General features: G+C 70.3%; 10 protein-coding genes. 3 read left to right on the top strand and 7 right to left on the bottom strand.

Annotated elements, in window-relative coordinates; all coding sequences use genetic code 11:
- Window positions 1–27 precede the first annotated feature (27 nt).
- Window positions 28–1,236, bottom strand: coding sequence for a PucR family transcriptional regulator (locus IE307_RS20260; protein ID WP_191299714.1), 1,209 nt, complete (start codon window positions 1,234–1,236; stop codon window positions 28–30).
- A gap of 89 nt (window positions 1,237–1,325) precedes the next feature.
- On the opposite strand from IE307_RS20260, the gene IE307_RS20255 reads away from it, so the two are divergent.
- Window positions 1,326–2,102, top strand: a complete 777-nt coding sequence (locus IE307_RS20255) for an SDR family NAD(P)-dependent oxidoreductase (RefSeq protein ID WP_191299712.1) — start codon at window positions 1,326–1,328, stop codon at window positions 2,100–2,102.
- A gap of 64 nt (window positions 2,103–2,166) precedes the next feature.
- Entirely contained in the window at window positions 2,167–4,308 is a 2,142-nt protein-coding gene (locus IE307_RS20250; RefSeq protein WP_191299710.1) for a DEAD/DEAH box helicase, read from the top strand.
- Between the two features lie 12 nt (window positions 4,309–4,320).
- Here the strand turns inward: IE307_RS20250 and IE307_RS20245 are convergent, their stop codons facing one another.
- The 6 genes from IE307_RS20245 to IE307_RS20220 form a co-directional block, all read right to left on the bottom strand.
- Window positions 4,321–5,790, bottom strand: coding sequence for a family 43 glycosylhydrolase (locus tag IE307_RS20245; protein ID WP_229904903.1), 1,470 nt, complete (start codon window positions 5,788–5,790; stop codon window positions 4,321–4,323).
- Between the two features lie 10 nt (window positions 5,791–5,800).
- Complete coding sequence (locus IE307_RS20240; RefSeq protein ID WP_191299708.1) at window positions 5,801–6,760, bottom strand: arabinan endo-1,5-alpha-L-arabinosidase; 960 nt, start codon at window positions 6,758–6,760, stop codon at window positions 5,801–5,803.
- A 54-nt stretch (window positions 6,761–6,814) separates the two neighbouring features.
- Window positions 6,815–8,254: a family 43 glycosylhydrolase gene (locus tag IE307_RS20235; RefSeq protein WP_191299706.1), complete on the bottom strand. Its 1,440-nt coding sequence runs from the start codon at window positions 8,252–8,254 to the stop codon at window positions 6,815–6,817.
- 11 nt (window positions 8,255–8,265) lie between these two features.
- Window positions 8,266–9,618 (bottom strand): glycoside hydrolase family 43 protein, encoded by a 1,353-nt coding sequence (locus IE307_RS20230; RefSeq protein WP_191299704.1) that lies wholly within the window; start codon window positions 9,616–9,618, stop codon window positions 8,266–8,268.
- Between the two features lie 277 nt (window positions 9,619–9,895).
- Window positions 9,896–11,602, bottom strand: coding sequence for an RICIN domain-containing protein (locus IE307_RS20225; RefSeq protein WP_191299702.1), 1,707 nt, complete (start codon window positions 11,600–11,602; stop codon window positions 9,896–9,898).
- Window positions 11,603–11,909: 307 nt separating this feature from the next.
- Window positions 11,910–12,446, bottom strand: coding sequence for a TetR/AcrR family transcriptional regulator (locus tag IE307_RS20220; RefSeq protein WP_191299701.1), 537 nt, complete (start codon window positions 12,444–12,446; stop codon window positions 11,910–11,912).
- Between the two features lie 109 nt (window positions 12,447–12,555).
- Between IE307_RS20220 and IE307_RS20215 the strand changes: the two genes are divergently transcribed.
- Complete coding sequence (locus IE307_RS20215) at window positions 12,556–13,350, top strand: ABC transporter permease (RefSeq protein WP_229904902.1); 795 nt, start codon at window positions 12,556–12,558, stop codon at window positions 13,348–13,350.
- Window positions 13,351–13,359 lie beyond the last annotated feature (9 nt).

Raw genomic sequence — 13,359 nt, 5'->3', positions numbered from 1 at the left:
GGGCCACCACCGCCGGGCGACGAGAGTTCACCTCCTGGTCTGCTCCGATTGTCGAACGACGTCGGCCAGCGTGAGCCCGACGTGCAGGGCGAGCCGCGTCGGCCCGTCGGTGACGACGTCCAGGCCGGTCAGGTCCCGGAGCCTGCTGAGCCGGTAGTAGAGCGTCGTCCTGTGGACGTGCAGCCGCTCGGCGGCGACAGGTCCGTTGCCCGCCGCCTCGAGGTAGGCCCGGACGGTCTCGGTGAGCTGGCCGTCGGTGTCCGCGGCGCGCAAGCGGTGGAGCTCGTCGGGGAGCACCGCGTCGGTGAGCGCGGTGTCCGGGATCGACAGCAGCGGCCCGAGAACGCCCAGGTCGTGCCATCCCACGACCGGTCCGCGCAACCCCAGGGCGGCCGCCCGCCGCGCGAGACCGGCCTGCCGCAGCGAGGTGCCGGCGTGGTTGAGGCCCTCCCCGGTGCTGCCGATGCCCGCGACGCAGCGGAAGTGACCGAGGGCGAACTCGTGGACGCGGTCGAGCACGCCGGTGATCCGCGAGACCGGCGGCTCGCCCGGTTCCGGCGAGCCCAGCAGCACCACGGCGTTGTCGCCGGTCACCGCGACCAGGTGTGCGGCCTGCCGGCGACCGGCCAACGCGTGGCGCAGCGCGACCTCGACGTGGGGGATCGTCGTGGTGCGGGCGCCCGCGACCGAGATCTCGACCGCGGTGACCACGTCGAACCGGCCGGCGCGGCCGCTCGCGTGCAACGCCTGCTGGGCGGCCCGCCGCACGGACGGGTCGGGGCCGACCAGGTCGAGCACGGTCTGGTCGTCGTCGCTCCCGGCCGGCGCCACCCGGCCGGTCTCGGCGTGCAGCACCAGCGCCAGGTCCTGGGCGGCGTCGTTGACCTGGCCGAGCTCGGCGGTGGTCATCGACTGGTCGGCGTCCATCACCATCAGCAGGCCGAGCAGCGCGCCCTCCCAGCGCACCGGGACGCAGACCCTGGCGTGCATGCCGATCGCCTCGTTGGCGGGGATCAGCCCGGCCCTGGTCCAGGCCGACACCCCCTGGGCCAGCACGTGGCCGCGGGCGGCGGGCTCGGCCACGTGGTCCAGCACGGCCCGGATGCGCACCGGGTCCTCGTCGCCGTAGTGCGGGCTGGCGTAGAGCATCTGCATGGCCGGGTCGTTCACCACGACCGACCGCGACAGGCCGGTGGCGAGCTCGTCGACCAGTCCGGACAGGGCCGTGCTCGTCATGACCCGATTCTACAATCGGAGCATTCGCACCGGCGGTTCCTCGTCGCCGGACGGTGGGCCGTGGCGCGCGCCGGCGTCATCGTTGACCGATGAGCGAACGTGAGCTGGACGGGCGGGTCGTGATCGTCTTCGGCGCGGGGTCCAGCGGCCAGGGCCTGAGCAACGGCGAGGCCGCGGCACTGGCCTACGCCCGTGCGGGCGCCCTGGTCGCCGCCGTGGACCGCGACGCGGCCGAGGCCGGACGGGTCGCGAAGGAGATCACCGCCACCGGCGGCGCCGCGCTCGCCATCACCGCCGACGTCACCGTGGAGGCCGACGTCGCCGCCGCGATCGACGCGGTGGTGACGGCCTTGGGGCCGCCGCACGTGCTGCACAACAACGTCGGCGCGTCGGTCATCGGTGAACTCGCCGCCACCGACCTCGCCACCTGGAACCACGGCATCGCGGTCAACCTGACCAGCGCCTACCTCACCTGCCGGTACACCCTCCCGCACATGCTCGCGGCCGGCCGCGGCGCGATCGTCAACGTGTCGTCGCTGGCCGCGATCCGCGACACCGGCTACGTCTACCCGGTCTACAGCGCGGCCAAGGCCGGCCTGAACCAGCTGACCGTCTCGCTCGCCCTGACCCACGCCCGCGACGGCCTGCGCGCCAACGCGGTGCTCCCCGGCCTGATCGACACCCCCATGGTGGCCCGTCAGGTCACCACCGACATCGCTGCCCGCCACGCGGCGAGCCCGACCGGCCGCATGGGATCACCGCACGACGTCGCCAACGCCGCGGTGTTCCTGGCCTCCGACCGCGCCGCCTACGTCAACGGCGTCTGCCTCCCGGTCGACGGCGGCCTGTTCGCCCGGTCGGCCTGACACCGGTCGTCCCGGGCCCGGCAGGGGTTTGGGTATCCTCGGTCCGCCTGACGGAAGGACACGGGTGGACGACTCGTCGAAGATCGGTGGGCACGCTCGCGCGGTGCTGGCCGCCGCGGAGGCGTTCCGCGCCGAAGCAGCAGGGGTGCGCGCGGAACCGGCTCGGCTGCTCGCGCTCGCCGCCGCGCAGTACCAGGCCGTGCGGGACTCGCTGGTGGCAGGTCTGCTCCGCGCCATGCCGGTGGACAAGCTCCGCGACACCAAGGCGAACCTGCGGCTGAGCACGCTGAAGGACGCCGGGTACCGGACCGTCGCCGACGTCGCCGGTGCGCGCCCGGAACAGCTCGACGGCGTGCCCGGCATCGGCAGGCAGTCCGCCGAGGAGATCGTGCGGGTCGCCCGGGCCGTCGCCGACGGCGTCGCGCGCGACACGACGGTCCGGCTGAGCCCCGACCGCGCCGACGGCGCCCAGACCGAGCTGCTGCAGCTGTTGTCCAAGCTGCGCAGGGCGAACCAGCTCGTCGGTCCGCTGCGCGAGCCGCTCGGAGACGTGCTGGACAGGGTCGAGTCCGACGTGCGCGCCGCGTCCCGTGCCTGGAGCCGGGTGCGGATGTTCTTCTCCTTGCCGAGGAACCGGCAGGCCGCCCTCGACTCGCTCGGCCGGCTCGAGACGTTGCTCGCCAGCCGTGACGTGGCGGCGTTGCGCGCGGTGGGCACGCAGCTGAGGGTGCCGGACCTGGACCACCGCGCGCTGTGGCGCGACTACGAGCTCGACGCGGCCGCCTACAACACGCTCCTCGCCGACCTCGCCGGTGCGGACGCGGTGCCGGATCGCAGTGCCGCCAAGGGGTTCGTCCCGGCGGAGATCGAGCACGAGGTCGACGCGACCCCGCTGGACACCAGCCTGCTGAAGGTGTCGCTGCGCGGCTACCAGGTGTTCGGGGCGAAGTTCGCGCTCGCCCGCAAACGCGTCATCATCGGCGACGAGATGGGACTGGGCAAGACGATCGAGGCCATCGCGGTGATGGCGAGCCTCGCCGCCGGTGGGCGGCGCGGGTTCCTGGTGGTCTGCCCGGCGAGCGTCGTCGTCAACTGGGTCAACGAGATCGCCCGGCACAGCGACCTCGCGCCGCACCAGCTGCACGGCGCGGGCCGCGACGGAGCGGTCGGCGAGTGGGTGGCGCAGGGCGGCGTCGGTGTGACGACGTTCGGCACGTTGCCGAAACTGGTGCTGCCGAAGGGGTTCCGCCCGACGCTGGTCGTGGTCGACGAGGCGCACTACGTGAAGAACCCGGACACGCAACGCTCGCAGGCGGTCAACAAGATCGTGCAGCGCGCGGAGCGGGCGGTGCTCCTCACCGGCACGCCGATGGAGAACCGCGTCGAGGAGTTCCGCAACCTGGTTGCCTACCTCCAGCCGAGCGTCGCCGCGCGCACGGGCGCCACCGACGCCGTGGTGGGAGCCAAGGCCTTCCGCCGCGTCGTCGCACCGGTGTACCTGCGGCGCAACCAGGAGGACGTGCTGGGGGAGCTGCCGGAGCTGCTCGAGGTCGAGGACTGGGTCGAGTTCGGCAAGCAGGACAGGGGCGCGTACCTCGACGCGGTGCGCGAGGGCAACCTGATGGCGATGCGCCGCGCCGCCTACGCGCCGGGCACGCCTGACGGTTCGGCGAAGCTGGAGCGGCTGCTGGAGATCATCGAGGAGTCGAGGGACAACGGCTGGAAGGTCGTGGTGTTCTCGTACTTCCACGACGTGCTGGACGCGGTCGCGGGCCACGTCCAGGTGTTCGGCCCCCTGACCGGCGCGACGCCGGCGCAGGGCCGTCAGCAGATGGTGGACGACTTCACGGCATGTGAGGACCACGCGGTGCTGGTGGCCCAGATCGAGGCGGGCGGTGTCGGCCTCAACATCCAGGCCGCGTCCGTGGTGATCATCACCGAGCCGCAGTGGAAGCCGAGCACCGAGGACCAGGCGATCGCCCGCTGCCACCGGATGGGCCAGGTCCGCAAGGTCCACGTGCACCGGTTGCTGGTCAAGGACAGCGTGGACGCGCGGGTGCAGGAGGTCCGCGACCACAAGACCCTGCTGTTCGACCACTACGCGCGCGAAAGCGACACGAAGCACTCGCACGCGAGCGCGCTGGACTCCGCCGTGTCGGTGGAGCAGCGGGTGGTGCAGGCCGAACAGCAGCGCCTGGGTCTCTAGCACGTCACCGGGTCACCCGACCGGCTCGCCCGACGGCGCGGGGACCTGGACGCCGAGCGGGACCGGGGCGCCGAAGTTCGGGGTGCCGTCGGCGTTCCAGGTGAACTTCTGCGCTCGGGCGGACCGTTCCATGCCGCAGCCGCCCGACGCGCTCGTGTTGCCGTGGTAGACGATCCAGTCCTCGGTGCCGTCGGGGGACTTGAAGAACCCGTTGTGGCCGGGACCGAACACGCCGTGCTCGTCGTTGCGCTGGAACACCGGGTCGGGCGACTTCGTCCAGTGCGCCCGGTTGAGCGGGTCGGACCCGGTGAGGGTGAGCAGGCCGAGCTTGTAGTCGGGACCCCAGCAGGCGCTGGCCGAGTACACGATCATGGTGCGGCCGTTGCGGTACAACGGCTCCGCGCCCTCGTTGACCGGTGCGGTCTGCCGCTCCCACGCCAGGGTGGGCTGCGAGATGGTGCGCCGCGCGCCGCTGGTGGTGTACGGGTTCGACAGCGGGGTGATGGTCAGGCTCTGGGTGCCGTCCATCGCGCTGCCCATCAGGTACAGCTTCCCGTTGTGCTGCAGGACGCTCGGGTCGAGCTCCCAGGTGTTGCCCAGGTCCGCCTTGAACGAGTACGGGCCCATCGGGTCGGTGCCAGCGCTCTCCAGCACGTGCAGGCGCTGGGTCGGGTTGTAGTCGGACACGTTCTGCCCGGCCACGTAGTACAGGTACCAGCGGCCGCCCAGCAGGTGGAACTCCGGCGCCCACATGTTGCAGCACCCGTTGGGCCTGCCGGACAGGCTGAACACGACGGTGTCCGCCGCGCTCGACAGACCCGCCAGCGTGCGGGAGCGGCGCATGGTGACCGTGGAGTTCCACGTCGTGGTGGCCAGGTAGTAGTAGCCGTTGTGGAACTGCAGCCACGGGTCGGGGCCGCCCCGCTTGATCGGGTTGGTGACGTTGCCGGGAGCGCCGATCCTCACCAGCCGCCACTGCTGGTTCGTGCCGCCGGTGTCGGGCCACTGGATCATCTGCGCGCCGTTGGCGGCGGAGAAGTCGAGCACGTCGACCGCCTTCCCGCTCGCGCGACTGATCAGCCGCACGTGCCCGTCCGGCGAGTCGGCCAGCCGGAACTGCTGGCCGGTGCGGCCCGCGTCGGTCGTCTGCACGAGCCCGGCCCGGTCCGCGGTCGACGGGAAGTCGAGCACCTTGCCGCTGTGCCGGGACTTCACCCGGTAGTAGCCGCCGCCGGAGTCGACGAACTGCCACTGCTGCCACGCGCCGTCGTTGCGCGCGTACTGGGAGATGCGGGCACCGTCCGCAGTGGACAGGTCGTAGACGTCCAGCGCCTTGCCGCTGTTGCGGTTGACCAACGCGTACGAGGCGCTGGTGTCCACGACCGCGGCGGACGCCACCGTCGGCACGGCGACAGTGGTGCCGCTCAACAGGACGACCGCGGCGGCCAGGACGGTGCCGCGCCGGTTCATGATCGAGGTCAAGGTCTTCTCCCTAGCGCAGGACCGGCCAGCCCGCCGAGTCGTGGCCCAGCAGGTTGATGCCGAGCCGTGACGCACCGGTGTCGGTGTAGTACTGGTAGACGAGGACGTCGCCGTCGACGTCGGCGAGGACGTCCTGGTGCCCGGTTCCGTGCACGCCGCCCTGCCCGGCCAGCACCTCCGTGCCGCCGCCGGACGTCATCGCGGTGCCGTTGCGCGCGACGTACGGGCCGGTGACGCTGGTGGAACGGCCGACCACCACCCGGTACGTGCTGGACGCGCCCCGGCAGCAGTAGTCGAACGAGACGAAGAGGTAGTAGTAGGAACCGCGTTTGACGATGTTCGGGGCCTCGATCGGACCGCCGTTCCTGCCCGCGAGCGAACGCAGGGCCGAGTCGGACCGCAGGCCGGTGGACGGGTTGAGCGCGACCATCTTGATCCCGGACCAGAACGAGCCGAAGCTCAGCCACCAGCGGCCCTGGTCGTCCACGACGAGGTCCGGGTCGATGGCGTTGAAGTCGTCCGACGTCCGCGACTCGACGACCAGCCCGCGGTGGGTCCAGGTGCCGGAGTCACCGCTCGGACTGGTGGCGAGGAAGATCGCCGACCGGTTCGAGCCGAACGTCGAAGCCGAGTAGTACAGCCAGTGCAGACCGTTGCGGTAGGACAGGTCCGGCGCCCAGAGGTTGCGGTCGCCGTTGGTGTACGGGGTGGTCCACGACGCACCACCGGGGAACACCGAACCCGCGTTGCGGAACGCGATCCGGTCGGTGGAGGTCTTGAGCGCGATGCCGGTGCCGGTGTGCGCCACCAGGTAGCTGCCGTTGGGGCGCTTGACCACGCTCGGGTCGTGCACGCTGATGTCACCGGTGACCCGGCCCGGGAGGGGGTAGGCGGACGCGGGTGGTGCCGTGGCGACCGCCGCGGTCAGGACCACGGTCACCACCAGTGCGGACTTCCTCAGAACGGCCATGAGACACCTCGATCTCCTGGACGGGGTTGTCGCGGCGGCGGGCCGGAACTCCTGTCACTCCAGGACGAACGTCGCGTCCGCCCGTCCCTGTGCGTCCGTCACGGCCTGCAGGCCGAGCAGTCCGTTGGCGGCGCGGAGGTGGAGGCCGGGGAAGTTGACCGACTCGAACGACACCGCCGAGCTCGCCGCGAGACCCGCGCGCTGCGAGAAGCTGGCGTCGTTGCGGAACAGGGTGCTGCCGTCGTTCCGCTCGACCCACAGCTCGTTGTCGCGGTGCCGCAGGTAGTAGCCGGGGAAGTTGGCCGACTCCAGCGACACGGTGCCGGAGCCGGTCAGCCCCGTGACGAGCTTGAACTGGGAGTCGGCCAGCGGGGACACGCCCGCCTCCACCCGCGCCCGGTACTCCCAGTGCCGCACGAAGCGGTCGGTGGAGGCGTAGGACCGGAGCCTGACCGGAGTCGGCCCGTCGGCGACCGGGATGCCGAAGTCCGGTGTGCCGTCGGCCTTGTAGTACACCTTCTGCACGCGGGTGCGGCGGTTCGGGTCGTTGAGCGGGTCGCCGCTGATGTCGCGGTAGTTGCGGTCGTGGTAGACCATCACGTCGCTGCTGCCGTCCTCGGACACCGTGAACGAGTTGTGGCCGGGGCCGTACTGACCGGTGGCCGCGTTCGTGGCGAAGACGGGGTTGGCGCTCTTGGTCCACGACGCCGGGTTGAGCAGGTCGGCCGACGCCGACGCGGTCAGCAGGCCGAGGCAGTAGTTCGCGTCGGTGGCGCTGGCCGAGTAAGTCAGGAACACCTTTCCGTTGCGTTGCAGCACCGCCGGCCCTTCAGCCACCTTGAACCCGCGCGTCTCCCAGGAGAGTGACGGCACCACGAGCCGGGTCACCGAGCCGGTGATCGTCCACGGGTTCGCGCCCATGCGGGCGAGGTAGACGTTGGAGTTCGTGGAGATGCCCGGTTCCTGTTGTGCCCAGGTCAGGTACCGGACGCCGTTGTGCACGAACGTGGAGGCGTCCAGCGAGAAGGTGTCCCACGGCGTCGTGACGCGGCCGCGCTCGGTCCACGCCCCGGTCAGCGGGTTCGCGGCGGAACTCTCCAGCACGTACATCCGGATGCGCCAGATGTCGTCGGTGCGCCCCGCGGCGAAGTAGACGTACCACTTGCCGTTGATGAAGTGGATCTCCGGCGCCCAGATGTGGGCGCCCATCTCGCCGCTGGAGTGCTTGCGCCAGATCACCGTCTCTGGCGCCGAAGCCAGGCCCTGGATCGTGGTCGCGCGGCGCAGGACGATCCGGTCGTACTCCGGAACGGTCGCGGTGAAGTAGTAGAAGCCGTCGGTGTGCTTGAAGACGTGCGGGTCGGCACGCCGTTCCGCGATCGGGTTGGTGTACCGCACCGCAGGCGTCGCACCCGCCTGCGGCACGGGCATTCCCGCTGTGGCGGTGACGGCGGCGAACACCAGCACGGCCAGGCGGAGGAGAACCGTCTTCATCGACTGTCCTTTCAGGCCAGTGGTGCGGTGACGGTGAAGGACGCGTCACCGGCGAACGCCGAGTCGGAGGTGCGCCAGTCGACCCGCAACTCGTGGTTCAGGTGGCGCAGGTACCGGCCGGGGTGGGAGTAGGACTCGAACGACGTGCTCCCGCCGCCCGCGAGACCGGCCCGGCCGCAGAAGGTGGCGTCGCGGGCGAACACCGCGTCACCCGTGTTGACGTCCAGCCGCACGCGGAAGTCGTAGTGCCGCAGGTAGCGGTCCGGGAAGTTCACCGAGCGCAGCGAGTGGCAGCCCGCGTTCGCCAGACCCGCCACGACGGTGAACGTCGCGTCCTGGCGCGCGGAGACGGAGCTGGACGAGCTCACCGGTTCGACGTAGCCCAGGTCGTCGCGGTGGCGGGCGTAGCGGTCGGGCAGGTTGACCGACCGCAGCGACCGGCTGCCGGTGGCCACCGCCGTGCCGTCGCCGGAGTCCTCCCGCAGCACGGTGAAGTGCCGCGCGGTGCCGGACAGCCCGGTCAGCTCGGTCTTGGCGCCGAAGCTGGTGAGGTTCGCGCTGTCGGCGTAGAAGTACCGCCGCTGGCCGTACTGGTCGAAGTAGATCCGCCACCGGCCGTCGGGCAGCCGCACGAGCGCGGGTCCTTCGAGCCCGGAGCCCCAGCCCGCCCAGTTGCCCGTGCCGACGAAGGTCCACGGCCCGTTCAACGACGTGGCGGTGGCGTGCTCGATGTACTTCGTGGTCTCGTTCTTGAGGAAGTTGTGGTAGGTGCCACCGACCTTGACCAGGAAGCTGTCGATGAAGTTGGCCGGGATGCCCAGCGCGACAGGACTGCTCCACGCCGAGAGGTCCGCGTTGGCCGCGGTGATCCGGTACGGCCTGAACTGTCCCGCCGTTCCGGTCGTGGACGCGGAGAAGACCACGTGCACGCTGCCGTCGGAGTCCTTGAACCACTCCGGCGCCCACGTGCTGCCGGTAGCCCCGTTGAGTCCTACCCGGACGTTGCGCAGGAACGTCCACGTCACGTAGTCCGCGCTGCGGGCGAAACCGATGGTGTCGCCCGTCCAGTTCGTCGTGTAGACGATGTAGTAGTAGCCGTCGGTGTGCCGCAGGACGCTGGGATCGCGGATCAGCCCCGACGGTGGCGTGTAGGCGTTGGCCCTCACCTGGGTGAAGCCGGTCGCGTTCGCCGAGTCGTAGACGTACATGTTCGACTCGCTGCTGTTCGTGAACGCGGTCATCAGGTAGTGCGGCACGGGGCCGGCGGCCGAGGCGGCCGGAACACCGGCGGCGAGCACGGCCGCGACGAGCGCCAGCACCCACCTCCTGGCTGGACGAACGGCACGCGGCAGGGGGAAACGCATGGACCGGCTCCTTGCACCATTGAGAGGGGCCCGCAGGGTTAGCGTTAACACTATGTGGCATAGCTGCGCTGCAAAGCAATGGTGAGGTGTGGGGCGAAGTGAAGTGAGCGATAACAGGAGGTCGGTGGCGCGGTGACCATTGTCGAATTCGATTCGAACGTCATTCGACGGAATTCGAAGAAGGACAAGCCGGGCCGCCGCGGCTGACGCGACGACCCGGCCTGCGATGGGTGGCGACGGTGGCCAGAGGGCGACGGTGGCCAGAGGGCGGTGGTGCTCAGAGGGCGACGGTCCTGCCGCCGAGGGTGACGACGAGCTTGCCGTCGGAGGCGAACGACCAGCCGAGTGCTCCGGTGTAGCTGGAGCACCGGGAGCCGTTGGTGCCCGACCAGAACTGGTTGGAGGAGTCGGAGCTGCCGACGACCTTGTCGTTGCTCCCGCTGCTGCTGCGGCAGGACGTGTTGCCGCGGAACACCGAACTGCCCGCGTCGAACGAGAAGTTGCGCTCGTCGTTGTCGATGCTGAGGTTGCTCGACACCGCCATCGAGCCCGTGTTGCGGTTGTAGGTGAAGCCGTGTTTGCCGTTGTCGTAGGCGATCGTGCGGGTGATCGTGTGGTTCACGCCGATGTCCTCGCCGCCGAGCTTGAAGCCGTTGCGGTCGCCGTTGCCGGCCTGACCGCCGTTGCTCAGGGTGCCGTTCTTGTACGCCAGCGAGTCCTCGATGGTGACGGCGCCGATCGGCCCGGTGTCCGACTTGGTGTAGAGGTCCCAGCCGTCGTCGATGTTGTTGTGCGCGACGGAGTAGCGGAACACGTTGCCGGGCCCGGACGTGAGCTTGGCCGCGAACCCGTCGGCGTCCTCCCCGTCGGAGTCGGCGTTGTCGTGCGACTCCGCGCTGAGGATCAGGTTGTAGGACGGCCACTGGTCCTTCGGCGTGCTGGACAGCGCCCGGGAGAGCTGCAGGCCGGTGTCGCGGTTGAACCGGGTGATCGTGCGTTCGAAGATGTTGTTGCTGCCGCCGACGAAGATGCCGTTGTCCCCGGCCCGTTCGACGATGACGCCCTGCACGTGCCAGTACGAGCCGATCACCGCCAGGCCTCGGTTGGCCGGGTCCTCGGTCTGTGCCGAGAAGTTCAGCACCGGCTTCTCGCCCTGGTAGGCCGCCAGCTTCTTGCGGGCACCGGCCGTGCCGTTGTTGGTGGCCGGGATCGTCACCGTCTGCGCGAAGCTGTACGTGCCACCGCGCAGGAAGATCGTGCCGCCCGCGGCGACGCGGGGGAGCGCGGACGTCAGCGTGGTCGGGTCGGAGATCGTGCCGCTCGCGCCGTCACGACCGGTCGGCGACACGTACAACGCGTTGGCGGGCGGCGTGCTCGTCGTCGTGGTCGTCGGCCCCGTGGTCGTGGTCGTGGTGGTGGTGGTGGTGGTGGTCGTGCTCGTCGGGCCGCCACCGGCCGGTCCGAGCGTCCACTGCTTGGTGGCGGCGCCGTCGCAGGAGTTGGTCTGCACCAACGCCCCTGACGTGGTGGCGTTGTCCTTGACGTTCAGGCACTTGCCGCCGTTGGCGTTGACCAGGCGGTAGTCGCTGCCGTTCGGCGTCAGCGCCCAGACCTGGCTCGTCGCACCGGTGCACGTCTCCAGCTGGACCGGCTTGCCCGCGCTGGTGGACGCGTCGCGCACGCCGACGCAGAGTCCTCCCGCGGTGATCCGGACCCCGCCGCTGACGTCGGTCAGCACCCACTCCTGGCCGGCGCACGCCTGTTGCCGCAACTGCGTTCCGCTCGACGGGCTGGTTCCCGCGTCGAGGCACTGGCCGCTGCCGGCGTTCTTCACCACGTAGGTGCCCGCCGCGTTCGCGGTGGCGGCCATGCCGGGCCACGCGGCGAGTACGGTGACCAGTGCGACGACAGCGCCACCCGACACCACTCCGGCGCGGACGCGACGTTGTCGCGCCGAGCGCGCGGGCTGTTCCGAAATGCCCATGAGGACTCCACTTCCCAACGCTGGGAGAAAGGGTTTCCGGCCAATGCGGCGGGTTCTCGCCGGATGTTATGAGCGTTGTTCGTGCGAGGTCAACGCCGGGATCGCGCGAATCCGGTCGATGTCCGCAGTCGAATTCATCGAATGCGCAGGTTGTCGTGAGTCGAACTGATCAATGGATTTCACGAGGAAATATCTGCTGGTCACACTCGTGAACAGAATGGGTTATTCGCGGTTCATCAGCATGAACTTCCCGGCCGTCTCGCCGTTCTGAATTGCGTCCTTCTCGTCTTCGTGAGCAGGTGCTGCGCTAATCCAGCAGGCGGCGCAGCACCTGCTCGAGGTCCGCCTGCTCCGGCTTCCCGGGCGACACCAGCGCCTGGTAGAGCAACCCGTTGAACATCGCCGTCAGCGCCCGAGCCGTCGCGGCGTCCACTGTGGACTCGAAGACCTCGGTGAGCATCTCGTCCCACGACGTGCTGGCGGCCCGCAACGCCGGTCGCCGCAGCGCGCCACCGTACAACTCGTAGGCGAGCACGCTGGTCTGCCGGTGCTCTCCGGCGAGCAGGACGATGAAGCCGGCGAGCTCGGTGCTCAGATCGGCCTGGGCCGGCAACGAGAGCGCCCACTCGCGCAGACGCGCGACGTTGCGTTCGGCGACGGTGTGGACGGCGGCGTCGAGCAGTTCGTCGAGGCTCAGGAAGTGGTAGGTGGTGGAGCCCAGGGGCACGTCGGCGCGCGCGGCGGCGGTCCGGTGGGTGAGGGCCGCGAGGCCGGACTCGGAGATCACCTCGACCGCGGCCTCGATGATCCGTTGCCGGCGGTGCGGGTCGTGCCGCCGCGTCATCGTGGCTCCTTAGCGGTTCGTCGAGCCTCCGCGCAAGAGGCATCGTCGCGGAGGACCACGATACGGAACGGTCCTGACCGGGGATGTGTACGTGCGTACATTCTCCGGCGTGACCAAGATCCGGGCATCGCGGTGGCTGCTGGTGCGGCTGGTGGCCATCGGCGCGCTGTTCCTCGTGTGGCAGTTGGTCGCGCTGGCCCAGATCTGGCCGGCGGCCGTGCTTCCCAGTCCCGGTCAGGTGTGGGACCAGCTTCTGTCCACATCGGACTACGGCAACGGCCAGGGCGGATACGCCGGTTCGACGCTGGGCGAACGGCTGGGCGTCAGCCTGCGGCGGGTCGGGTACGGGTGCTTCTACGGGGTGCTGCTCGGTCTCGTGCTGGGGCTGGCGATGGGGCTGATCCCGGTGGTCCGGGCCGTGACGGAACCCGCCGTGGCGTTCCTGCGCGCCCTTCCGCCGCTGGCCTACCTGAGCCTGCTGGTGATCTGGTTCGGCATCGACGAGGAACCCAAGGTCTACCTGCTGATGATCGCCGCGTTCCCGCCGGTGGCGGTGGCCGCCGCGGCTGCGGTGAGCGGCGTCAACCGGCAGTACGTCGAGGCCGCGCAGGCGTTGGGCGCCAACGCGATCGACGTCATCCGCGCGGTGATCCTGCCCGCGTCGGGACCGGAGATCCTCACCGGTGTCCGGCTCGCCGTCGGCATCGCCTACAGCTCCGTGGTGGCGGCCGAGACGGTGAACGGCGCGGACGGGATCGGCGGCATGGTGCTCAACGCCCAGCGCTTCAACCAGACCGCGGTGGTCATCCTCGGTCTCTTCGTCATCGGCATCACCGGCCTGATCATCGACTCGCTGATCGTGGCCGCCCAACGTGCGTTGTCCCCGTGGCGCGGACGCGCCTGACCTGAGGAG

The sequence above is a fragment of the Lentzea cavernae genome (genome assembly GCF_014653695.1).
In the GTDB taxonomy this organism is placed as follows: Bacteria; Actinomycetota; Actinomycetes; order Mycobacteriales; family Pseudonocardiaceae; genus Lentzea; species Lentzea cavernae.
Note: the sequence above shows the minus strand (reverse complement) of the source record. Positions and strands in the feature narration are given on the sequence as shown.

What these genes read in the sequence shown, in the direction of transcription:
- IE307_RS20230 (WP_191299704.1), bottom strand. Translation starts at nt 9,618, where the DNA reads ATGCGTTTCCCCCTGCCGCGTGCCGTTCGTCCAGCCAGGAGGTGGGTG.
- IE307_RS20255 (WP_191299712.1), top strand. Translation starts at nt 1,326, where the DNA reads ATGAGCGAACGTGAGCTGGACGGGCGGGTCGTGATCGTCTTCGGCGCG.
- IE307_RS20225 (WP_191299702.1), bottom strand. Translation starts at nt 11,602, where the DNA reads ATGGGCATTTCGGAACAGCCCGCGCGCTCGGCGCGACAACGTCGCGTC.
- IE307_RS20260 (WP_191299714.1), bottom strand. Translation starts at nt 1,236, where the DNA reads ATGACGAGCACGGCCCTGTCCGGACTGGTCGACGAGCTCGCCACCGGC.
- IE307_RS20220 (WP_191299701.1), bottom strand. Translation starts at nt 12,446, where the DNA reads ATGACGCGGCGGCACGACCCGCACCGCCGGCAACGGATCATCGAGGCC.
- IE307_RS20240 (WP_191299708.1), bottom strand. Translation starts at nt 6,760, where the DNA reads ATGGCCGTTCTGAGGAAGTCCGCACTGGTGGTGACCGTGGTCCTGACC.
- IE307_RS20235 (WP_191299706.1), bottom strand. Translation starts at nt 8,254, where the DNA reads ATGAAGACGGTTCTCCTCCGCCTGGCCGTGCTGGTGTTCGCCGCCGTC.